This is a genomic window from Turicibacter sp. St.80E1, from assembly GCF_059728495.1.
Genome location: NZ_AP039386.1, coordinates 1083368 through 1106074, shown reverse-complemented (window position 1 = coordinate 1106074; position 22707 = coordinate 1083368). Strand labels below are relative to the sequence as shown.

At 36.3% G+C, this 22707-nt stretch carries 20 protein-coding genes and 1 other annotated feature; all 20 genes read right to left on the bottom strand.

The window, feature by feature from the left end; all coding sequences use genetic code 11:
* Positions 1-2: 2 nt before the first annotated feature.
* Positions 3-584, bottom strand: coding sequence for a nicotinate (nicotinamide) nucleotide adenylyltransferase (gene nadD / locus AC6I0I_RS05410; protein WP_161832528.1), 582 nt, complete (start codon positions 582-584; stop codon positions 3-5).
* Between the two features lie 110 nt (positions 585-694).
* The gene (gene mtnN / locus AC6I0I_RS05405; protein ID WP_161832527.1) at positions 695-1384 is read right to left on the bottom strand and encodes a 5'-methylthioadenosine/S-adenosylhomocysteine nucleosidase; all 690 of its coding nucleotides are present in this window, start codon (positions 1382-1384) and stop codon (positions 695-697) included.
* Between the two features lie 59 nt (positions 1385-1443).
* Positions 1444-1914 carry a transcription elongation factor GreA gene (gene greA, locus AC6I0I_RS05400; RefSeq protein WP_161832526.1) on the bottom strand — a complete coding sequence of 157 codons (471 nt, stop codon included), beginning with the start codon at positions 1912-1914 and terminating at the stop codon, positions 1444-1446.
* Positions 1915-2125: 211 nt separating this feature from the next.
* Complete coding sequence (gene udk, locus AC6I0I_RS05395) at positions 2126-2746, bottom strand: uridine kinase (protein ID WP_161832525.1); 621 nt, start codon at positions 2744-2746, stop codon at positions 2126-2128.
* Between the two features lie 233 nt (positions 2747-2979).
* Positions 2980-4245, bottom strand: coding sequence for a peptidase U32 family protein (locus AC6I0I_RS05390; protein WP_161832524.1), 1266 nt, complete (start codon positions 4243-4245; stop codon positions 2980-2982).
* A gap of 18 nt (positions 4246-4263) precedes the next feature.
* Positions 4264-5199 (bottom strand): peptidase U32 family protein, encoded by a 936-nt coding sequence (locus AC6I0I_RS05385; RefSeq protein WP_262953752.1) that lies wholly within the window; start codon positions 5197-5199, stop codon positions 4264-4266.
* Positions 5200-5492: 293 nt separating this feature from the next.
* Entirely contained in the window at positions 5493-6161 is a 669-nt protein-coding gene (locus AC6I0I_RS05380; protein WP_262953751.1) for an O-methyltransferase, read from the bottom strand.
* A 13-nt stretch (positions 6162-6174) separates the two neighbouring features.
* Positions 6175-7272, bottom strand: coding sequence for an endolytic transglycosylase MltG (gene mltG, locus AC6I0I_RS05375; RefSeq protein WP_262953750.1), 1098 nt, complete (start codon positions 7270-7272; stop codon positions 6175-6177).
* Between the two features lie 70 nt (positions 7273-7342).
* On the bottom strand, positions 7343-7639 hold the full coding sequence (locus tag AC6I0I_RS05370) for a DUF1292 domain-containing protein (RefSeq protein ID WP_161832520.1): 297 nt from the start codon (positions 7637-7639) through the stop codon (positions 7343-7345).
* Between the two features lie 23 nt (positions 7640-7662).
* Positions 7663-8094 carry a Holliday junction resolvase RuvX gene (gene ruvX, locus AC6I0I_RS05365; protein ID WP_161832519.1) on the bottom strand — a complete coding sequence of 144 codons (432 nt, stop codon included), beginning with the start codon at positions 8092-8094 and terminating at the stop codon, positions 7663-7665.
* Complete coding sequence (locus AC6I0I_RS05360) at positions 8091-8360, bottom strand: IreB family regulatory phosphoprotein (protein ID WP_317452439.1); 270 nt, start codon at positions 8358-8360, stop codon at positions 8091-8093. Before AC6I0I_RS05360 ends, ruvX begins: the two co-directional genes overlap by 4 nt.
* A gap of 62 nt (positions 8361-8422) precedes the next feature.
* Positions 8423-11044, bottom strand: a complete 2622-nt coding sequence (gene alaS, locus AC6I0I_RS05355) for an alanine--tRNA ligase (protein WP_262953749.1) — start codon at positions 11042-11044, stop codon at positions 8423-8425.
* 43 nt (positions 11045-11087) lie between these two features.
* Positions 11088-11292: a binding site (T-box leader), on the bottom strand.
* A gap of 120 nt (positions 11293-11412) precedes the next feature.
* On the bottom strand, positions 11413-11580 hold the full coding sequence (locus AC6I0I_RS05350; protein ID WP_262951036.1) for a hypothetical protein: 168 nt from the start codon (positions 11578-11580) through the stop codon (positions 11413-11415).
* Positions 11581-11659: 79 nt separating this feature from the next.
* Complete coding sequence (recD2, locus tag AC6I0I_RS05345) at positions 11660-14092, bottom strand: SF1B family DNA helicase RecD2 (protein ID WP_262953748.1); 2433 nt, start codon at positions 14090-14092, stop codon at positions 11660-11662.
* A gap of 15 nt (positions 14093-14107) precedes the next feature.
* Positions 14108-15241 carry a tRNA 2-thiouridine(34) synthase MnmA gene (mnmA, locus tag AC6I0I_RS05340; protein WP_262951039.1) on the bottom strand — a complete coding sequence of 378 codons (1134 nt, stop codon included), beginning with the start codon at positions 15239-15241 and terminating at the stop codon, positions 14108-14110.
* Between the two features lie 458 nt (positions 15242-15699).
* Positions 15700-16650 (bottom strand): ABC transporter permease, encoded by a 951-nt coding sequence (locus tag AC6I0I_RS05335; RefSeq protein WP_161831855.1) that lies wholly within the window; start codon positions 16648-16650, stop codon positions 15700-15702.
* The gene (locus tag AC6I0I_RS05330) at positions 16650-17747 is read right to left on the bottom strand and encodes an ABC transporter permease (RefSeq protein ID WP_161831856.1); all 1098 of its coding nucleotides are present in this window, start codon (positions 17745-17747) and stop codon (positions 16650-16652) included. The genes AC6I0I_RS05335 and AC6I0I_RS05330 overlap by 1 nt, the downstream gene beginning before the upstream one ends.
* Positions 17747-19276 carry an ABC transporter ATP-binding protein gene (locus tag AC6I0I_RS05325; protein WP_262953747.1) on the bottom strand — a complete coding sequence of 510 codons (1530 nt, stop codon included), beginning with the start codon at positions 19274-19276 and terminating at the stop codon, positions 17747-17749. The genes AC6I0I_RS05330 and AC6I0I_RS05325 overlap by 1 nt, the downstream gene beginning before the upstream one ends.
* A gap of 797 nt (positions 19277-20073) precedes the next feature.
* Positions 20074-21204 (bottom strand): BMP family lipoprotein, encoded by a 1131-nt coding sequence (locus AC6I0I_RS05320; protein ID WP_262953746.1) that lies wholly within the window; start codon positions 21202-21204, stop codon positions 20074-20076.
* A 189-nt stretch (positions 21205-21393) separates the two neighbouring features.
* A complete protein-coding gene (locus AC6I0I_RS05315; protein WP_262953745.1) occupies positions 21394-22515 on the bottom strand; it encodes a BMP family lipoprotein in 1122 nt (373 codons plus the stop codon).
* Positions 22516-22707: the final 192 nt, after the last annotated feature.

The following is a 22707-nucleotide window of genomic DNA, read 5'->3' as shown; positions in this document are numbered from 1 at the left end:
AATTATTCACCTCTTCCATATAATTGATGTCTTTTAATATAATCGTCGACTGATTCCAATACTAAATCGGTACGATTAGGGTTTTCTCGATACATCGTTGATGAGATATCACGTTGATGAAAAGCATCTAGAACTATAAAACGGTCTTTAAAAGATGGGAATTGATTACTAATCAGTTGATTTACCTCAATATCATCACGTTTAAAGACAATTAATTTAAATGTTTTCATAAGTTGTTCATACTGAAACCAGTTCGGTAAATCTTTTAAATTATCTGCACCGATAATAAAGGCAATCTCCTCTTCTGGATATTTTTTTTGTAGTTGACTTAATGTTTCATAGGTCGTCAACACTTTTTCCGACTGAACTTCGATTAAAGATACAGAAGCCTGTGGTAATTTTTCACACAACAATTCTAACATCGCAACTCGATGCTTTGCCGTAATTAACCCTCTTTTAGGATAAGCGTCCCCCACCGGTAAAAAATAGAATTTTTTACAGAAGTTTTGTTTTAAAATGTGCATTGCTATTTCATAATGTGCGATGGTGGGAGGATTAAAGGATCCGCCAAAAACAACAATCATTAATTATCACTCCTCTTTTCACTTCACTTTATTATGAACCAAATATTATTTTTCATCCAAGGAACCGAAAAGAAAACAATCGCATTTAAATGGCGATTGTTTCCCCTAATTTAAATCATTGATACAAGTTCAGATACCATCTCTGAAGATTCTTTCGCAGCTACTGTTAGAAACTCATTAAAAGAAATATGTGATTCTTTTCCGGCAATATCTGATAACGCACGAACAATTATAAAAGGTTTTTCATAATGATGGCAAACTTGTGCAACAGCTGCTGCCTCCATTTCAATTGCAATCACAGACGGGCAATTTTTTTTAATCAATTCCATTTGATCTAAACGATTAATAAAAGAATCACCTGTTCCAATTGTTCCTAACCAATAATTTTTCCCGATTTTATCCAGAATAGATTCCACTTTTTTCACTAATGAAACATTCGATTCATAAATTGCGGGCATTCCCGGGACCTGCCCATAGGCATAATTAAATCCAGTGACATCTACATCATGATATAATGTTCCTGTTGAAATCACAACATCTCCTATATTTGCTTCCTCATGTAACCCCCCCGCTGATCCTGTATTAATTACATAATCAATATTATAATGTTCAAATAGTAATGTTGTCGCAATGGCGACATTGACTTTCCCTATACCACTTTTTAACAATACAACCTCACGATGATTTAATTTTCCTTTTGTAAATTCTACATGAGCAATTGTTCTAACCTCTTCAACTTCCATTGCATCACGTAATAATGCCACTTCTTCTTCCATTGCACCAATAATTGCAATTGTCATGATTTTCAACCACCTTTTAAAATTTAATAAAAAAGAGCTGCTTTGAGGCAGCTCGGGTTTTATCGGACATTTACGATTGCAATCGTTAAGACACCTTTAGGTGTAGAAACAACTGCCGTGTCACCTTGACGTTTTCCCATTAATGCTTGTGCAATAGGTGATTCATTTGAAATTTTTAAATCAAATGGATTGGCCTCTGCACTACCTACGATTTTATATGTTACCTCTTCTTTTGTTGCATCATCGCGGTATGTTACCGTTGACCCAATCGTAATAACGTCGCTTCCTTCATCCGATTCAATAACAACGGCATTCTTTAAAATATATTGTAATTCTTGAATGCGCTCGTAAACCATTGCTTGTTCTTCACGTGCAGCATCATACTCAGCATTTTCCGAAAGGTCCCCTTGAGCACGTGCTTCTTGTAACTTAACTTTAATTTCTTCCATTCGCACCTGCGTTAGGTGATCTAATTCATCTTGAAACTTTTTAATCCCCTCAAGGGTTAAATGTTGTTGTTTTTCTTTCATTAAAAATTCCTCCGAATCAATTGAAACCAGTAAGATTGATTATTTCAACTATATATTATACATGAACTTCATAATTTAGTAAATATTATACCATTAATCAAATTGAGGTGTACAATTGTTAAGTTAATGTCTTATTTATTATTCCATTTTAAGGATAAATCATACTATTTTTTTCAATTTTAAAAAGTAGTTTATAATTTTTTCATTCTTTCTATGCGCTTAAAATACTATTGATTTTTGTAATTAGTAAGTCTAAAGCTACTGCATTAGTTTTACCGTCAGGTACAATAATATCCGCATATTTTTTCGTAGGTTCAACAAATTCTTGGTGCATTGGTTTAACGGATTCTATATATTGAGCAATCACTGAGTCAATGGTACGTCCACGTTCTGTTGTATCTCTTAATAAACGTCGAATAAATCGGATATCATCATCACTTTCTACAAAGATTTTGATATCTAATAATTCACGGATTTTCACATCTTCTAAAACAAATAATCCTTCCACAATAATAATTTTTGTTGGATCAATTTTTTCAGTCACGTCGCTACGTGTATGCTGAGTATAATCATAAACAGGTTTCTCAATTGAATAACCAAGCATTAACTTTTTTAAATGTGTGACAAGTAATTCATTGTCCATTGAAAGAGGATGATCATAGTTTGTCTTAATTCTTTCCTCCATGGTCATATGACTTTGATCATTATAATAATCATCTTGTCGTAACAATGTAATCGTGCGATCTGAAAAAGCGTCATATAAAATACGTGAAACACTTGTTTTACCTGAAGCTGTTCCTCCAGCAACGCCAATAATTAATGGTTTATTCATCTTTCTCTACCTCATTTATAACAATATTTTTAAAAAAAGATTGGACCGATTTTCTAATCAGAGAATCAAATATCCTATCTTTTTTTTAGTATTTTCTATTCAACATCTTTCAATTCCAAATACGTAGTATACACTATCTTTTTTCAAAATTCAACAATATTTTTACCGAATTCTGTCTTTAATCCTCGGAATATCTTGACAAAAAGCCATAGTTTTTAACTATGGCTTTTTTATTATTTAACGTGTTTTCTCATCATATCGTTTTTATAAACTTTAAAAGGCACCTTGAATTTTAGCACTTGTTTTGGATGCCTAGCTACTTCTAACGCCTCACCACGTTCATCAAATAATTCTTCAATCGTCATAACCTGTGTCTTAATTTTAGGACCGAAAAATTCAACGACTTCACCTTTTTTAAAGTGATTTCGCTGTTGAAGTGTAACTTCTTGTGTTTGTTCATTATAATCAAGGACTAATCCAATAAACTCTTGGGTTGGATGTTCATCTCTATTATTAAACATTTGCTCCTCATGAGACGGAATTCCTTCAAAAAAGGCCGGCGCAGTTTCGCGATTTGCACATTTTGAGAGTTCCACTAATAAGTCTTCATCAAACACAAAATGATCCGGATCTTCACAGTATAAATCAATTAATTTACGGTAAGTACTTACTACGGTAGCAACGTAATGGATCGACTTCATACGCCCTTCAATTTTTAAACTATCAATCCCTAGCTCGATCATCTCGGGAACTGAGCGTAATAAATTTAAATCTTTTGGACTCATGGCAAACTTAATCTCGTCCTCATTAAATAAATGTGTCATCTCATTACCTTCATTTTTTACAAGGTCGTATTCCCAACGGCAAGACTGACAACAACCTCCACGATTAGAATCACGGGCAGTCATATGATTAGATAGTGTGCAACGCCCTGAATAAGCTATACACATGGCACCATGAACAAATGCCTCAATTTCAACATCTGTTTGATCCATAATCTCTTTAATTTCTTCCTTTGTCGTTTCACGAGCTAATACAACACGATGAAGTCCTTCCTGTTCCCAGAACTTAACTGCCATAACATTCATTGTTGATTGTTGCGTACTTAAATGAACCTCAACATTTGGTGCCACTCGTTTACATGTTTCAATAATTAATGGGTCCGCTACAATAATACCTGCCACACCAATTTCTCCAAGTGCAGTTAAATACTCTTCTAGCCCCTCCATATTCTCATTATGAGCAATAATATTCGTTGTAATATAAATTTTAGCTCCATATGGCTTGGCAAATTCTACGCCCTCACGAATTTCTTCTAATGAAAAGTTTTGAGCGTTTGAACGTAGTCCGAATTCTCGCCCACCGATAAAAACAGCATCGGCCCCATATACAACTGCAATCTTAAGCTTTTCAAGGGAACCTGCTGGCGCGAGTAACTCCGGTTTCTTTACAATCACACGTTTTCCATCCACGATGGCTGATACCTTCTGTCTTGCCATAATTACGTACTCCTCTCTCTATTTATTTTTATAAATTGACGGTTTATAGAAAAAGCCACGATCAAGTAATCGAGATACCGGTTGAATTTCTTCCATTTTTTTATACAATGCGCGTCCCACTTGGTTATATTTTGCTGGGTCCTCACAAAATAAATCGATTGCAAAACGATAAGCTTGTGTCACCGACAATAAATATTCACGAGATTTTAAAATTCCGTCCACTCTTAAAGCATCTACACCCGCTTCAATAAACTCAGCCAAGTCGTCGATCATACACACGTCACTTCCATTGAAAATATGTGTACCTTGGCCATCCTCAAATACCGGATAATATAGTTGGCGCTCTGGATCAAAAAGTTGCAACCCTTGCTCACGTGACTGAACCTTTTCAACGATTTGCCCTTGGAACTTCAAGTAATTTCCAACTAAATGGCGTCGCGATTGAAACATACAAATAGCACCATGTACTAAAATTTCAATCTCACCTTTCGCATGATCTTTAGTTTCAATAACCGAATGCTTCATAATTTCAGGTGCTAAAATCGTGCGGTTTACTCCACGGTCATACCAGTAATTAACTGTAAAATAGTTTGTTCCAAGCGTTTCACTACTCCAGTGTAGTGTCATGTGAGGCATAATTTCCCTAGCAAGCATATATGCCCCAGGATCCGAAAAGCGTAAAGCATCAATCTCCCATTTTTTAAGCTCCTCAAGATAGATTCTCAATTCCTTCAATAGGGCATTGGTCATGATCGCATTAATAGCTACGTAAACCTTTTTATGATGACGTTTAATTAATTGAACCGCTTCATATAATTCATCTTTATTAAAATAACCTGCTAAACGCAACCCAAACTTTTCATCACCGATAATAAACGCATCCGCACCGGCTTCGATTAAGGGTTCAATCTCATCAAAATGATGAGGCGTCACAACTAACTCTGGTTTTTTCATCTTATCAACTCACTTTATTATACTAACTTTCAACTTCATCTTTGTTTTCCATATCAGATCTTTCATGATGATTATAAGGGCAAAAGAACCTCTACCCCTTCCTTCTTTTAACATCATGAATCACACATCATTAGGAACACAATTTTCTCCCGCATCTTACTTTTCAACATAAATTTGTTCTAAAACAAATGTGAGATGCATATCTATGATTATAAACTACTTACTTTTTTTTTGCACTTATTTTGGCTTATTTTGTTTAGAATACTGACTTATTCACTAAAAAACACCGCAAACTAGCAGTGTTCTTTCAAAATTTCTCTGTTTTTCTTCATGCTAATGGCAACGCCATCTCCAATTGGTAATAATAAGGTATCATACCCTTCATGTTGTGCTAACCACTCATTGTATCTATTAATCTTACGAACCAACTGTTTCAAATTTCGACTTTGCTTTTGTTGATTATCAAAAATGTGACCGTGGAAGATTAAATTATCGCTAATAATCATTCCATCTTCTTTCAATAAAGGTTCATATTTTTCAAAAAACTTTTGATACTGCGCTTTAGCCGCATCAATAAAAATCACATCATATTGTAATATAGGAAGTTGATTATTTTCAATTTCTAGTGCATCTGCCTCGATTAAAACTACCTGGTTTCCAATAGACGCGCGTTCATGATAAGACACTGCTTCTTGATAACGAACAGGATCTCGCTCAATACTAACAATTTTCGTATGTGGTAAATGTCTAGCCATCATAAGTGAGGAGTACCCAATGGCCGTTCCAATTTCTAAAATAGCTGACGGATTTTTAATTCTTAACAATTGAAGCATCAATTCAAGGCCTTGTTCCTGAATGATTGGTACGTGATGATCCTCAGCGTACTTTTTCATTTCAATTGAAAGATCATCATGAATAATGGTCTTAAAACGACTCATAAGTTGTAATAATTGTTCATTCATTACCTTCTTCTCCTTACTGCTGTCGACATACATTTGTCCCTGCCTCATATGAAGGGAGTAGATATGCGCGATAAAAATTCATGTGTTCCTCATAGGTTTCAAAGAAGTGGGTTTTCCCGTCCACACAACCAAACATATCCGCTATAAAGAATAAATAAGAATGACTTACCGGTTGTAAGACAGCCTTAACGGCATCAATCGATGGATTGCTCACCGGTCCAATAGGTGCACCTGGCGTCACATATGTATTATACGGTGATTGCACACGTGTCATTGCCTCTGTCACTCGTACCGCATGTTCATCTAATGCATATAAAACCGTCATATCGCTTTGTAAGTACATTCCCGAATTGATCCGATTAAAAAAGACACCCGCTACCATTGGCATTTCCTCCGTGTTTTGGGTCTCCCCCTCAACAACGGATGCTAAAGACATAACCTCATGTATACTTAAGGGGCTCGTTTCAAATAATTCACGGATAGGATCTAGTTTCTTTTGGGTCACATCAAGCATCTGACGTGTTAGTTCATCCACGGTATATGCTCCTTTTGAAAATGAGTAAGTAATCGGATAAATATACCCCTCAAGTGGATATTTTATTCCGTCTTTTAAAATATCCTCGGTTAAAAACCAATAATCATTAATCAGCTGATTTATATACTCTGAATTTTTCCACTCGGTTAATAAGTCTTCCGCAGTCAAGGAAACCAGTGGTGATACATTCGCTGCGACGTATTCTAAATCATACCCCTCAGGGATTGTCACTTTAACACTATCGGGTTCCACGACGAGCCCTTTTTCAAATTTTTGATACATTTGCTCAAGCGTCATTGATGGTGTTAACTCATACTCTCCCGCTTGGATATGAGACCAATCATGAAGACGTACAAGTAAATCGGCCATTTTCGGATGTTTAATCAGCCCAAACGCTGCTAACTGTCGATTAACTTTCTTCGTTGTTGTTCCAGGCTCAATTGTATAATTAATCACTGTGTTATCTTGGGAATTGAAAGGTTTAACGGTTGCCTGGTATAAGTAACCTCCATATAAAACGGCAACCAATAAAACGATACATACACCCCAAGTAAAAACACGTACAGCTTTTCCCATTCGTTTTCACCTCTAAAATAAGCAGTGTAAGAGTGGAGGCATCCTCCATTCCTACACTGCTTTTTATCAATTATTCTGCACTTTCAGCCTCTTCGTCAGCTAAAAATGTATTAATTACTTCTTCAATCATATCCCATTCTGCATCTGTTTCTACAGGTAATAATTCTCCACCTTCGTTATTATTACTTGGAATATAAGCTGAAACATGTAAATCAACATTTCCATCAGCATCCTCGTGCTCTGCCCCTACTGGGTAGTAAACGACATATGATTTATTATAGTCATCTGAATCAAATGTAAATAAAATTTCACATAATAATTCATTTCCGTTTTCGTCAATAACTGTTAATTGATTTTCATCTAACATTGTTAACACCTCTTATTTTATTATTACACGAATGAACGTGCCTGGCTTGAATCCAGATAGCTTTGTAAAATGATGGTTGCAGCCATTTTATCAACAACTTTTTTACGTTTCCCACGACTTACATCCGCTTGGATTAATACGCGTTCAACTTGCATCGTCGTTAGCCGTTCATCCCATAAAATTACTGGAACGCTTGTTGCCTCCTCAAGTTTTTTAGCAAACTCTTGTGTCGCCTGACCGCGCTCTCCGATTGAACCATTCATGTTTTTAGGCAGTCCTAAAACGATTTTTGAAACATGTTGTGTTTTTACTAATTGTTGAACGTGTAAAATTGCTTTTTTATAATGATTCTCTTCAAAACGGAACGTTTCGACCCCGTGAGCCATCATACCTAATGCATCACTAATCGCGATACCTAACGTACGTGTTCCTAAATCTAATCCAAGTGTTTTCATTTTCTTGTTTCAACAAATTTTTCTAATAAAACTTCTAAGATTTCATCACGTTCAATTTGTTGGATTTTATTACGTGCTCCCTGATAACTTGAAATATATGCAGGGTCTCCTGAAATCAAGTATCCAACCACTTGATTAATGGGGTTATATCCCTTTGTTTTTAATGCCTCAAAGACATCGACTAAAATTAACTCAACTGTTTCATTTTGATTTAATTTATCCTCAAGTGCCTCATTTAGCATCATCGTATGATTTGAGATCATCATATTCACCACCCATAAATAGTCCTTAATCCTATTTTACAATATTGCATTGAGGATGAAAAGAACTATAAGTTATTTTTTAACCATTCGTCAACGCTTAATAAGGCATCTGCAATTTTAGTGATATCTTTAGCTCCAGCTTGTGCCATATCTGGACGGCCACCACCACCACCGCCGCAAACGCTTGCTACTTCCTTAACAATTTTACCGGCATGGACACCTTGTTTAACATAGTCTGCCGTTACCCCACAAGAAATAGCTACTTTTCCTTCTGAGGCACTTGCTAAAACGATAACAGCTGAGTCTAATTGTTGTTTAAACTCATCTACCATTTGACGAAGATGATTCATATCTACGTCCATTAATTGCGCTGTTAAAACCGTTAATCCATTAACCTCATGTGTATTATGAACAATTTCTTTCATTTTTAAATGCGATAATTTAGATTTTAATGATTCATTCTCACGATGAAGCTCTTTTACTTCGTCTAAAACTCCCGCAACTCGTTCTTCAAGTAGCGCCGGTTTCGTTTTAAGCGTTTCTGATACGTTTGTAAATCGTGTAATAAAGTGATTCATATATTCATACGCCGCTTGAGAGGTTACCGCTTCAATTCGACGCGTTCCGGCACCAATTCCAGATTCAGAAATAATTTTAAACAACCCAATTTCTGAAGTATTTGTGACGTGACATCCACCGCACAATTCGATGCTATACTCCCCAGCTTTAACGACACGTACAACATCTCCATATTTTTCACTAAATAAGGCCATTGCACCCATCGCCTTTGCCTCATCAATCGATTTTTCAAACACTTGAACTGGAAGTGAAGCCCAAATTTTTTCATTCACAATGGATTCGATACGTTGTAACTCTTCAGCCGTTAGACCTTGCATATTTGTGAAATCAAAACGTAAACGCCCAGCTGATACTAATGACCCCGCTTGATTCACATGATCACCAATTACATCTTTTAATGCTTGATGTAATAAATGTGTCGCTGTATGGTTTTTCGTTAAAGCCAAGCGATCATTCACTGTAATTGAGGACTTAACACGGTCATTTAAAGACAGGATTCCCTCAACGTTTATTGTGTGTAAGTGTTGACCATTTGGCGCCTTAATAACATCTTGCACTTCTACCGTTGCCTGTTGAGATACCATCGTTCCTCTATCAGCTACCTGCCCTCCACTTTCTGCGTAAAATGGCGTGCTATCTAAAATCACTTGACCTTGTCCCGATAATGACTCTACAACTTCACCATCTTTTAATAATAAAATCACTTGACCTTCTGATGTATATTGATCATATCCAACAAACGTCGATGGTGTTTTAAAATTCATAAGCGCCTCATTTTGAGATTGCATACTTGCTACATCTTCGCGAGCGTTACGTGCACGGTCTCGTTGAGCCTGCATCTCTTGATCAAACCTATCTTTATCAACACTAAAACCTGACTCTTCCGCATACTCTAATGTTAATTCATACGGGAATCCATACGTATCGTAAAGCATAAAGGCATCTTTCCCTGAGATAATTTTTGTCTTACTTTTCGCCATTAAATCATTTAAGATTTTTTCTCCATCAGCAAGTGTTTGACGGAAACGATCCTCTTCAGACTTAATCACCTTTTGAACGAGTTCAATTTTATCTAACACGTATGGATAATAATCTTTCATGATATCCGCTACAACAGGGACTAACTCATACATAAACGCACGATCAATTCCTAAATTTTTACCATAACGAACAGCGCGGCGAAGTAAACGACGTAAGACGTAACCTCTTCCTTCGTTTGAGAGTAACGCCCCATCAGCCACCGCAAATGTTACGGTTCTTACATGATCGGCAATAACTTTAAAAGCAACAGCCGTTTCATTCGTGTATTTCACACCTGAAATTTGTTCTGTTTTTTTGATAATTGGCATAAATAAATCGGTATCGAAATTAGTTTCTACCCCTTGTAAGACGCAAGCCATACGTTCAAGCCCCATCCCGGTATCTATATTTTGATTCGGAAGCAACGGATACTCACTACGATCTAATCCTTCTTTAGAATTAAATTGTGAAAAAACAATATTCCAAATTTCAATGTAACGATCATTTTCAATATCTTCCTCCAATAAACGGAGTCCAATATTTTCTGGATCATATTTTGGACCACGATCAAAGAAAATCTCTGTATTAGGACCACATGGACCTTCTCCAATTTCCCAGAAATTATACTCTAATTTCACGATATGTTCTGGTTTAACTCCAAGTTTAATCCATAAATCATACGTTTCTTTGTCACTTGGATACACCGTTACATAAAGTAAATCCTTATCAAAACCAAACCATTCTGGAGAAGTTAATAATTCCCATCCCCAAGTAACAGCCTCCTCACGGAAATAATCACCGATTGAAAAATTTCCTAACATTTCAAAGAATGTATGGTGACGAGCTGTTTTTCCTACATTTTCAATATCATTTGTACGAATTGATTTCTGTGCATTTGTAATTCGTGGGTTGTTTGGAATTTCACGACCATCGAAATACTTCTTTAACGCTGCGACCCCACTATTAATCCATAGTAAAGTTGGATCATTTGCTGGAACTAATGATGCCCCTGGCTCGATCATATGCCCTTTAGATTTAAAGAAATTTAAATACATTGATCGAATTTCTGAACCTGTCATATATTTCATCGTTTATCACCTCTTAAAATGAGTATAAAAAAAGCCCTTATAAACTAAGGACGATGTGAACGCGGTACCACCTTATTTTTGTTTTTATCTAAAAAAACAACACTTAAAGGCGATAACGGTGCTAACCGATAGGTTTTACCTACACTCAAGAAGTAGCTTTCGAGTATTTTTCATTAGGGTTTATCTCAGCCTAGAAACCCCTCTCTGTGGAATTACAAATCTCTACTTTCTTCTATCAACATTTTGTTATTCGACTCTATTTTAACGATTTTACGTCAGAGTTTCAAGCTTTTTTTTATATTTCGTATATCTATCGATCAAAAAATTCTTCATTTAATTTAAAAGAGCCTCCCCTAAGGGAGGTTCTTTTAAAATGGCATCATATCATGAAGGTAATCTTGCCAACATCCAATATTTTTTCGGTATTTTTTCATCTGACGTTGAAATTGTTTTTTATAATGACATGGATCTTCTTGATATGCCACTGTTGCAATAAACACCACGATAAATAATAATAGTAAAACCGCTTTTTTCATACCATTCACCTCACTTCAACATGATAGTTTTAGTTTGGTTTATTTTTTATTTTTTATGTTAATATTCGCAAAAGAAAATTTATCCTACATCGTCCATAAAATCATACGGCGTGACTCCTTCAAGTTCCACCTCATCCAAATATTCAAATGGAATCTCATGCTCCTTAAAATAATCTTCAAATGGATTAGTAATTGGTGACTGTTCCTTTTGCATTTCAAAACGTAATTTTAACGTGGTTTGACGTTCATCGCCTTCATTTTTTACCCCTTTATCCAATGCTAAATACTCCCCAATAATAATGAGTGATTTTTTAGCCCGAGTGATGGCAGTATAAATTAATTTTTTTTGAAGCATGACATGATAAGCATGGGTCATTGGTAAAATGACAATCGGGTATTCCGAACCTTGAGACTTGTGAACAGAAACACAATAGGCATGAGTTAAATTTTGCAAATCGCCTTTTTTATAACTTACTTCTTTTGAATCAAAACAAGCAATCAGCTGATCTTCCTTTTCTTCATTTTCATTTTTATAAGAGATCCCGATAACTTCACCAACATCGCCATTCATGACCCCCGTTTCGGGTTGATTAGATAATTGTAATACTTTATCCCCAATCCGAAAAATACGTTGACCAAACGCCATTTCCCTTTTATTTGAATCATCAGGAGGGTTAAAGATTGCCTGCAACATTTCATTAATCGCGTCAATACCACATTCTCCACGATACATCGGAACTAACACCTGAACGTCGTTTGCCGTATACCCTTTTGAAAGTGCATTTTCAACAATCTTCTTCAAGTAAAGCGGTATTTGTTGATGCGGTGATTCAACATATAAACGATCTGGCTTTTTTTCTCTTAAGTCGTTTGGTAGCCGATTATTCTTTACAGCATGAGCTAACGCAATAATCGATGAATCTTGCGCCTGTCGGTGTACTGTTGTCAAACGCGTTAATGGAATGGCCCCACTTTCAATTAAATCCTTTAAAACTTGCCCTGGACCTACCGATGGCAATTGATTATCGTCTCCTACTAAAATGACTTGAGCACCCGTTTTAATACATTGAAACAGCTGAAAGGCAAGCAGTGTATCTAACATTGAACTCTCATCAATAATAATTAAATCATAATCTAATTGAGAAAACTCATCATGTTGAAAAACACCGTCAACACCATATCCAAGTAGCCGATGAATAGTTGAGGCCTTTAATGTCGTCGTTTCCGTCATCCGCTTAGCAGCGCGCCCCGTCGGGGCAGCTAACGCAATTGGAAATTTCTTTTCAGAGGTTGCGTATTGGCTAGGATCAAGTGTGATTTTATGTAGTAAGGAATAAGCCTTTAAAATTCCTTGTACCACTGTAGTTTTTCCAGTTCCAGGTCCCCCTGTAATAATACTTACCGGATATTTTAGAGCCATTTGAATAGCCTCTTCTTGTTCCTTCGAATACGTGATTGACATCTCCTTGACCAACCGTTTCATTACTTCCTCTAGTTCCTTATCATTAATCGAATCTTTTGTCTGTAACCTTAAAATCGATTCAACGATTCCCTTTTCACTATTTACGAGTAACGGAATAAATAAGAATTCGCCTTCAATATAAATTTTTTTCTTCTGAATAAGTGATTGAATTTGTTGGTCAATCTGAGAAAAATCAAGAAGTTGAGCAGATTTTTGATTTAAATACTGAAGAGCACTTTGTACGAGTTGCTTATGATAGACATACGTATGCCCTCTTTGAATAGCGATTTGATCTAGTACATATAGAAGTGCGGCACGAATTCGACGTGGATCATCCAATGAAATACCTAATCTTTTTGCCAATTCGTCTGCCCGTAAAAATCCGACTCCTTCAATATCCTCAATAAGCCGATAGGGGTTCTCTTTAATTATTTCTAACGCCTGGTATTGATATCGTTTGAAAATTTTCATGACAAGTTTCGGACTTAAATCGTATCCATAAAGAGGAGCTAAAATTTGCTCAGTCCCCTGCTGATCAACCAACGTCGCATATAGCTTATCTGCCAATTTTTTTGATAGCTTCGGTACTTTCTCTAACGCTTCGCGATTGTTTAAAATCACATTAATCGCGTCGTCCCCAAGTGTTTCAACAATTTTTTCAGCCGTCTTTTGTCCGATCCCTTCAAAAATATCGCTACTTAAGTAATGCACGAGAGAAGATTTCCCCTTAACAGCGATACTTTCGTAGGCATTCACCTGAAACTGCCACCCATACTTCGGATGTTTGATTAGATTCCCCTTAAATCGATACATTTTATTTTCTGTTAACTTAGGAAAATAACCCGATACTGTCACCTTGTAATAAGTTTTATTTTCCGTTAAACCAATCGCTTCACATACTTTTTCATCTACAACTTTGTACGCTAATTGAATTTGATCCTCGGAACATTGGTGTTCAGTAACTACTATTGTTCCTATTGAAAAACCATTATCCTCGTTATAAAAGATTGAATCTAAAAATATTCCCTGAATTGAGTTGACTTCTTCCATCAACGTCACCCTCTCTTAATACATTCGACGCTCACCGTCTTTAAAGGCTGCCTCGATACGTCCACCACCTAGGCATACATCCCCTAAATAAAAGACAGCTGCCTGTCCAGGGGTTACTGCACGAACCGGATCTAAAAGTCGAACCCTTAATAGTTCCCCTTCCATCCATTCAAGTTCAACTGGAACATCGGGTTGACGATAGCGGAATTTAGCCGTGCATTTAAAAACGCCTTTAAACTTCTCTGTTGGAATCCAGTTGACATTTGATACGTGTGCTTCATCTGCATAAACATATTCATTCTCAAAACCTTGACCCACATATAAAATATTTTTTTCTAAATCTTTTCCAATAACAAACCAAGCATCACCTTTACCACCAATACCCAGTCCTTTTCGTTGCCCAATTGTATAATACATCAGTCCGATATGTTCACCTAAAACTTCCCCGTCTAATGTTTGCATAGTCCCAGGTTGTGCGGGTAAATAGTTTTGTAAAAATTGGGTGAAATTACGTTCACCAATAAAACAAACTCCTGTTGAATCCTTCTTTTTAGCCGTTGCTAAATCCAACTTTTCGGCAATTTCACGAACCTCAGACTTTTGTAATTCCCCGACTGGAAATAACGTTTTACTAAGCTGTGCTTGTGTTAATTGGCTTAAGAAGTACGTCTGGTCTTTGTTGTTATCAACCCCACGTAACATTCTCACCTCTTCGCCATGTTCAACACGCGCATAATGTCCCATAGCAATATAATCGCAGCCAAGCCCCATCGCATAGTCTAAAAAGGCTTTAAACTTCACTTCTTTATTACACATAATATCTGGATTCGGGGTGCGGCCCGCCTTATACTCGTCTAAGAAATACATAAAGACGCGATCCCAATACTCTTGAACAAAATCCACACGATGAAGTTTAATTCCTAACTGATCGGCGACTGCCTTAGCGTCCATATAATCTACTTCCTGTGGACAGACCGCATCATTAACGGTAGGATTTCCTAATACGTCCGAATTTGCGGCACTATCCCAATTTCTCATAAAAACACCTTCGACATCATAACCTTGCTCTTTTAATAAGTACGCAGCAACTGACGAGTCAACACCACCTGACATTCCGACGATAACTTTTTTTCCTTTATTTAAACTCATTTTTGAAACCTCCAATTTTCTCATACTTTACTACGGTTTAATTCATCAAACTATAGGGAATCCCATCTTTATTATAAAGGCTCCTCCACCTAGTACGATACAGCCTCACATAAAAACATTAAAACATTTATAGCGCCACTCATAAAAAAACTCATAATTTTTGATACGAGAAGGGATTAAACCGGATGATAGAAAAATATTCATTATTTTACACGCATTATTTGAGATCATCTTTTGACACATAACCTTTAATTTAATAGGGATCGTTTACTCTATTATCGAACATTCGACCCCTATTCTATTCTTTATTATAAGCAAAATCTTAAAGATAAGCAATATTTGATAAGTTTCGCCTTCTTCAGTACTATAAATAAAAAAGGTAAATAAACTAAACTAGTTAGTTTACTTACCTACCATCCACCCACGATAATAAGCGAGGGGCTATCTTAATTATTAAATTAACGTTTCCCTTTATCGTATGGTTCTCCAGCTGCTTTTGGTCCAACTATATTACGACTAAAGACCATTAGAGCAACTAATGTCATCACGTAAGGTAACGCGTTATAAAATTCCATCGGAATTTCAAATGACTTTAATGTATCATTAATAATCGCTAACTGACCTAATGTTTTCATAAATCCAAAGAAAAACGACGCAAATAAAACTCCCCATGGATTCCATTTACCAAAGATAAGAGCTGCAAGAGCCAAGAATCCAAGCCCAGCTACTGAACCATTGTATTCATTCGATGTCGTTACAATAATAATCGCACCTCCAAGTCCTGCTAAGAAACCAGAGGCTAACACACCGATATAACGCATTTTATAGACGTTAATCCCCATCGAATCTGCCGCTTGTGGATGCTCCCCACATGCACGTAATCGTAAGCCGAATGAAGTTTTAAATATAATATACCACGCTAGCACCACTAATCCTAAAACAATAAAGGTTGTCGCATACATTTTACTAAAGAATAGAGGACCAATAACCGGAATTTTAGATAAAATAGGAACATCTAAACGTGAAACACCTTTAACAATACTTATATTCTGACTTCCTGTCAGTGTTCGCGCTAGGAAAATAGTTAACGCGGGAGCCAATAAGTTAATAGCTGTTCCGGAAATAACTTGATCGGCTTTTAAATTAATACTTGCATAAGCATGGAGCAATGAAAAGGCACAACCAGCCAATCCACCGAGTAAAATACCAATCCAAATCGTTGCATCGCTTCCTGCATAATATTGATTAATAAATAATGCTGTCGTAAATCCACCAACAATCATTAATCCTTCAAGGCCGATATTGACAACCCCACTACGCTCACTAAATAGACCACCTAAAGCTGTCACTAACATTGGCGCTGTAAAGGCAAAGGCATACGGCATCATTGAAACAATAAAATCCCACATTATTTAGCACCTCCGTCTTTTTTCTTAGAAGCTATTTTTTTAAAGAAGCTTTGGAGTAATAATGAAATGGCTGAGAAGTATATAATCGTTGAAATAATAATATCAATCAATTCACTCGGAATCTCAGTCATGGCTTGCATAAATGCTCCCCCAACTTTCATAAATCCAAATAAAGCTGCTGATAAAAAGACCCCAATTGGTGTATTTAATCCAAGTAAGGCTACCGCAATTCCATCATACCCTTGCGTTGGTAACACCCCAACTTTGATATGATCCGTATACCCGACATAAAACGTCGCTCCAGCAAGTCCAGCTAAAATCCCTGCAATGATCATTGAAAGAATTACGTTTCGTGTAGCCTTCATCCCTGCATATTCTGCTGCATGATGATTATATCCAACGGCCTTTAATTCATAACCAAAAGTTGTTTTTTCAAGGATAAACCAAATGATAAAGCAAGCAATAATCGCAAAGATTAATCCTAAATTTACAGCAGAACCACTAAAGAATTCAGTCATAGCAGCCATTTTTAAAGATGCTGTTTCTGCAATTGTTGCCGATTCTGTAGAATACTTTCCAGGAATTAATGTTTTCACCGCATATTGCACGCTCCATAGCGCAATATAGTTCATCATAATTGAAGTTACTACTTCATGAATCTTAAATTTTGCTTTTAAAATTCCGGGAACAATTGCCCAAATACCACCGGCAATCATAGCCCCTAAAATTACAACAATCAAATGAATCATTCGTGGTAAATCAAGCGTTACCCCTAAGTAAACAGCCATAAATCCACCAACTAACATCTGACCCGGAACTCCGATGTTAAACAGTCCCGTTCTAAATGCAAAGGCCACCGATAATCCTGTCAAAACTAATGGGGTCATCTGTAACAATCCATTTCCGAACTGTTTTAAATTACCTGATAAAATTCCTTTAAACCCACCTTGAAATAAATAAGTAAATCCTTCAAATGGATTATACCCAATCAAGAATAAAACGATAAACCCAACTAAAAATCCAAGAATAACTGAAGCAAACGGTGCTAATTTCTTCTGAACAGCATCATCCGACAAATTAAACTTCATGTTCTTCATTACTGTTCACCTCTTTCACGTCCGGCACCCGCCATTAATAATCCAATTTCTTGTTCATTCGTTTTTGCCGCATCTAAAATTCCTACAATCTCACCTTCATAAATAACGGCAATTCGATCAGAAACATTTAAAATTTCGTCTAACTCCAGAGAAATTAACAGGACGCCACGTCCCTTATCACGCTCTTCAATTAATTCACGATGAACATACTCAATCGCACCGACATCAAGTCCACGTGTTGGTTGTGCCGCAATCAATAATTTTGGTGAACGAACAACTTCACGTCCAATAATTGCTTTTTGTTGATTTCCACCCGACATACTGCGCGTAATTGTCTGGCTTCCCTGTCCACTGCGGACATCAAAACGTTGAATCAGCATTTCCGATTGCTCTCTAATTGCTTGACGATTTAAAATCCCACCTTTACTAAAAGGTTGTTGATAATACGTTTGCAAAATAAAGTTATCTTCTAGTGAATACTCTAAAACAAGCCCATGCTTATGGCGATCCTCAGGAATATGTCCAATACCAGCTTCTGTTCTTTTACGTACAGATAATCGACTGATATCCTCTCCACCTAACTTCACCGTCCCCCGATCAGCTGGGCGTAATCCCGTAATCGCTTCGATGAGTTCTGTTTGACCATTTCCCTCAATTCCCGCAACTCCTACAATCTCACCTTCGTATACTGTTAAAGATAGCTGTTTTAAAGCATCTACACCACGGGCATTTTTCACACATAAATCATTAACTTCAAGAACTGGTGCACCCATTTTAGCTTCTTTCTTATCTAGTTTAAATGTCACTTTTCGTCCAACCATTAAATCAGCTAAATCTTGTTCTGTGACCTCATCAACGACAACCGTCCCAATTCCCTTTCCTTTACGAATAATCGTACAATGTTTGGCAATCGTCTTAATTTCTTTCAACTTATGTGTAATGACAATAATCGACTTTCCTTCTGCCGTTAATTGTTTCATAATTTTCATTAAATGATCAATTTCTTGTGGAGTTAAGACAGCTGTCGGTTCATCAAAAATTAAAATATCTGCATTACGATAAAGCATTTTTAAAATTTCGACGCGCTGTTGCATCCCAACAGATATATCCTCAATTTTCGCATAAGGATCCACGTGTAAATTATAGCGTTTTGATAACTCAGCCACACGTTTCGCCGCCTTTTTAATATCAACACATCCGCCAAATAACGTTGGTTCACTTCCTAGAATAATATTTTCTGTCACCGTAAAGTTATGAACGAGTTTAAAATGTTGATGAACCATTCCGATTCCAAGCTCTGTTGCAACATTCGGATTTGTAATTTTTACTTCCTTTCCTCGCACCTTAATACATCCGCCATCTGGCTTATACATTCCAAATAAAACACTCATTAAGGTTGATTTACCCGCTCCATTTTCCCCTAAAAGGGCATGGATTTCTCCTGGCTCTACTTGCAACGTAATATTATCATTTGCCTTAATTCCCGGAAACTCTTTTGTAATATTGAGCATTTCAATTACATATTCCATCGCTTTACCCCTTTCTTTGTACTTTGTCCTGTCCTCGGTCGTACCCTTTATGTTCTAATCCAAGTCTTCTGATCCTACCTGGCAATTTTACCATAAAAGAAGATTGTCGCGATCTCCCTCAATAAAGATCTCTATTCAACCATCAAGCAAAACTGAGTCTATGAAACATTTAGGCTATAGGTGCCATCATCTAAAATCACCTATTCCTATTTATTATAGAATAATTTAAATAGACTAATCAATAAAAAAATAGCGAATCTTGTAAGTTTTTATCACCTTATTCCTCCTATTTACAATTAACTCTAATCTTAGTTACTTTTCCTTCTATTTTTTACCTTAGTACATCGATCTCCTCGTTAAATGGCCGATTTACTCCAGGGAAATATTCCCTAATTACTAATCACATTCTCCAGATGGTCGTTTCTAACATAGTTGAACCAACCCAAATATCCTCTTGAGGAAGTTTCATTACCCTTTACACCTAATACCTCCAAATCCCCCCCTTAATTCTTTATCTATTTTCATTTCAATACTGATTTAATTCAGAAATAGTCACCTTACATTTTCCCTTCTAGGTATCCCGAATCTTAAATAAAACAATCCTAAGCTGCGAAAAAGAGCGATTTTTCATAAATTTATAAACGTTCCCTCCGCCTCGAACATTGTAAGTAGGGGACCTGGGTAGTTTACACCTTTCACTTGTTCAACAAACTTAAACCTCTAATAAAAAAGGAGCCCTAGTAATTTTTTCAAATTACTAGGGCTCTCCCAAAATTTTAACGTATTAATTTTAATTTTTATTTCCCTGATAAATTAAGTGATTCAAAGTTATAACCGTATTCAGCTAACTTATTCTCTACCTCGCTTAATTCATTTGGAAGAACTAAATCTCCAGACTTTAATGAAGCTAAAACTTCATTTAATTTTTCTTTTGAAGATTCTGATAAATTTGGATTTTCTTCTGGTAATCCAATTCCATCATTTTGAGCATTCATTGTAATGACTTTTCCACCTTCAAATGTCCCTTTAACTACTTCATCAATTTTTGTGTATGCAGCATTATCAATGCGTTTAATAGCTGACGTTAAAATAACTGAACTTCCATCTGATAAAAGACCATCTTCATATTGATCAACATCTACACCAATAACATGAACATCTTTCCCAGCTTCTGCACGCTCTTTACCTTCAGCAATAACTCCGTTTCCGACTCCACCAGCCGCTACGAAAATAATATCGATTCCTTTATCGTACATTCCACCTGCTTGAGCTTTTCCACCCGCTACGTCATCGAATGTCCCGTTATATAAATAATCTGCAATTTCAACATTTGTTCCTAAGTTTGCATTTGCGTAGGCAACCCCCATCGCAAATCCATATCCAAAGTTTTGCACACTTGGAATAACCATTCCACCGATAAATCCAACTTTATTTGTTTTTGTTTCTAATGCAGCTGCAACACCTGCTAAAAATCCGCCTTCTTGTTCTGCGAAGTAAATAGCTGCCGTATTTTCAGCAACTCCACCTGTTGGTTGTCCGTCAATGATTAAAAACTTTTTATCTGGGTTTTCAGCTTGTAATTGAGCAATTGCTTCCTCAAATTTAAATCCTGGTGCAATAATCATTTCATGACCAGATGCCAATAAATTATTTGCTGCCTCTAAGTAATCTTGAGTTGCTTCCCCAGAAGGTTTAATATATTTTGATACAATCGTTTTATTTTCCTCTTGGTAACGCTCAATTCCTTCCCACGTTCCTTGGTTAAACGATTTATCATCAATTGTTCCAGAATCTGTCATCATTCCCACTTTAAGTTTTGCGTCTGCTGACTCTCCTTGTGATGATTGATCAGCTGCCCCTTTACCGCAAGCAACTAAACCTAATGTTGCTGCAAGAGCAACTGTTAGCATAGAAAATTTCTTTTTCATTTTTGTATGGCCTCCTCATAAAAAATACACTATTAGTGTAACAAATTCTACTTTCATTGTAAATATATAACTGTATTTTTTTATAGAAAAAGACAATTTTCTCTATTTCTATTTACTTTCCCCAATATATAGCCAAAAAAAGCGATACCCAACATTTTAGGTATCACTCTTTGAAAAATTATTAATTAATTATTTATAATTAATTGTACTCGCATCGTATCCAACTTGAGATAAATAAGATTCTAATGCATCAGCAGTCGCTGGAACAGTAATTTCTTCCGTTTTAATTTGCGCTAAGACTTGATCCACTTTTTCTTGTGTTTCCGTACTTAAATTAGGATTCTTTTCTGGCAGTCCAATTCCATCTGTTTTAGCATCCATCGTGATGATTTTTCCACCAGGGAATTTTCCTTCGCCATACGCTTTTAAAGCATCATATACGGCCGTTCCGACCTGTTTAATTGCCGAAGTTAACACAACAGAATGTCCGTCACTCATTAATCCTTCATCATATTGATCAACATCTACACCAATAACATAAACATTCTCACCATTTTCTGTACGAGCCTTCGCCTCATTAATAACACCATTTCCAACTGCCGCTGCTGCTGAGAAGATGATATCAATTCCTTTATCATACATTCCACCGGCCATCATTTGTCCACCTTGAACGTCGTGGAAAGTTCCTTGATATTGATAGTCAGCTACTTCAACATTTGTTCCAAATGTTGCATTTGCATAAGCAACACCCGCTACATATCCCCAACCAAAACGTTCAACAGCTGGAATTTGCATCCCACCGATAAACCCTACTTTACCTGTTTGTGATTGTAACGCTGCCGCTACTCCTGATAAAAATCCTGCTTCTTGCTCTGCAAAGAAAATAGATAATGTATTTTCTCCAAGAGGTTTAGGTTCCCCTTCTAAAATAACAAAAGAAATATCTGGATTAGCAGTTTGAAGCTCTGTAATTGCCTCCTCAAATTTAAATCCAGGTGCAACAATGACATTATTTCCAGCCATCATTAAATTATCTGCTGCACTTAAATAATCTGCTGTCGTTTCACCACTAGGTTGTACGTGTTGTCCTTTAACCCCTTTGTGGTCTTTCATATATGCTTTAATTCCTTCCCACGTTCCTTGGTTAAATGACTTATCGTCAATCGTTCCCGAATCAATCATCATTCCAACTTTAAACTTCTCTTGAGTCGTTTCCGATGTTGAATCTGAACCACCCTTATCCTTTTGGCAGGCTGTTAACATTACCACAGCAACCATTATTATCACGAACATTGATGTAAATTTTCTCATAATAATCCTCCTAGTTCTAAAATTCCTTGAATAAGTCTATCAAAAAGAGGATGTTTTGTAAATATTTATCGAATATTTACTTTTTTATTTTTCATTACTCTTATTGACAATTAATATTATTAGAAATTTTATCAATTTTTATAAGAAATTTAAATCAATTTCAAAAAATTATTTCCATATTTAAGCTCTACT

What these genes read in the sequence shown, in the direction of transcription:
- udk (WP_161832525.1), bottom strand. Translation starts at nt 2,746, where the DNA reads ATGAATAAACCATTAATTATTGGCGTTGCTGGAGGAACAGCTTCAGGT.
- AC6I0I_RS05325 (WP_262953747.1), bottom strand. Translation starts at nt 19,276, where the DNA reads ATGGAATATGTAATTGAAATGCTCAATATTACAAAAGAGTTTCCGGGA.
- AC6I0I_RS05360 (WP_317452439.1), bottom strand. Translation starts at nt 8,360, where the DNA reads ATGATGATCTCAAATCATACGATGATGCTAAATGAGGCACTTGAGGAT.
- mltG (WP_262953750.1), bottom strand. Translation starts at nt 7,272, where the DNA reads ATGGGAAAAGCTGTACGTGTTTTTACTTGGGGTGTATGTATCGTTTTA.
- AC6I0I_RS05370 (WP_161832520.1), bottom strand. Translation starts at nt 7,639, where the DNA reads ATGTTAGATGAAAATCAATTAACAGTTATTGACGAAAACGGAAATGAA.
- AC6I0I_RS05335 (WP_161831855.1), bottom strand. Translation starts at nt 16,650, where the DNA reads ATGTGGGATTTTATTGTTTCAATGATGCCGTATGCCTTTGCCTTTACA.
- mnmA (WP_262951039.1), bottom strand. Translation starts at nt 15,241, where the DNA reads ATGAGTTTAAATAAAGGAAAAAAAGTTATCGTCGGAATGTCAGGTGGT.
- alaS (WP_262953749.1), bottom strand. Translation starts at nt 11,044, where the DNA reads ATGAAATATATGACAGGTTCAGAAATTCGATCAATGTATTTAAATTTC.
- AC6I0I_RS05315 (WP_262953745.1), bottom strand. Translation starts at nt 22,515, where the DNA reads ATGAGAAAATTTACATCAATGTTCGTGATAATAATGGTTGCTGTGGTA.
- AC6I0I_RS05320 (WP_262953746.1), bottom strand. Translation starts at nt 21,204, where the DNA reads ATGAAAAAGAAATTTTCTATGCTAACAGTTGCTCTTGCAGCAACATTA.
- AC6I0I_RS05390 (WP_161832524.1), bottom strand. Translation starts at nt 4,245, where the DNA reads ATGGCAAGACAGAAGGTATCAGCCATCGTGGATGGAAAACGTGTGATT.
- AC6I0I_RS05350 (WP_262951036.1), bottom strand. Translation starts at nt 11,580, where the DNA reads ATGAAAAAAGCGGTTTTACTATTATTATTTATCGTGGTGTTTATTGCA.
- recD2 (WP_262953748.1), bottom strand. Translation starts at nt 14,092, where the DNA reads ATGGAAGAAGTCAACTCAATTCAGGGAATATTTTTAGATTCAATCTTT.
- ruvX (WP_161832519.1), bottom strand. Translation starts at nt 8,094, where the DNA reads ATGAAAACACTTGGATTAGATTTAGGAACACGTACGTTAGGTATCGCG.
- AC6I0I_RS05385 (WP_262953752.1), bottom strand. Translation starts at nt 5,199, where the DNA reads ATGAAAAAACCAGAGTTAGTTGTGACGCCTCATCATTTTGATGAGATT.
- nadD (WP_161832528.1), bottom strand. Translation starts at nt 584, where the DNA reads ATGATTGTTGTTTTTGGCGGATCCTTTAATCCTCCCACCATCGCACAT.
- greA (WP_161832526.1), bottom strand. Translation starts at nt 1,914, where the DNA reads ATGAAAGAAAAACAACAACATTTAACCCTTGAGGGGATTAAAAAGTTT.
- mtnN (WP_161832527.1), bottom strand. Translation starts at nt 1,384, where the DNA reads ATGACAATTGCAATTATTGGTGCAATGGAAGAAGAAGTGGCATTATTA.
- AC6I0I_RS05330 (WP_161831856.1), bottom strand. Translation starts at nt 17,747, where the DNA reads ATGAAGAACATGAAGTTTAATTTGTCGGATGATGCTGTTCAGAAGAAA.
- AC6I0I_RS05380 (WP_262953751.1), bottom strand. Translation starts at nt 6,161, where the DNA reads ATGAATGAACAATTATTACAACTTATGAGTCGTTTTAAGACCATTATT.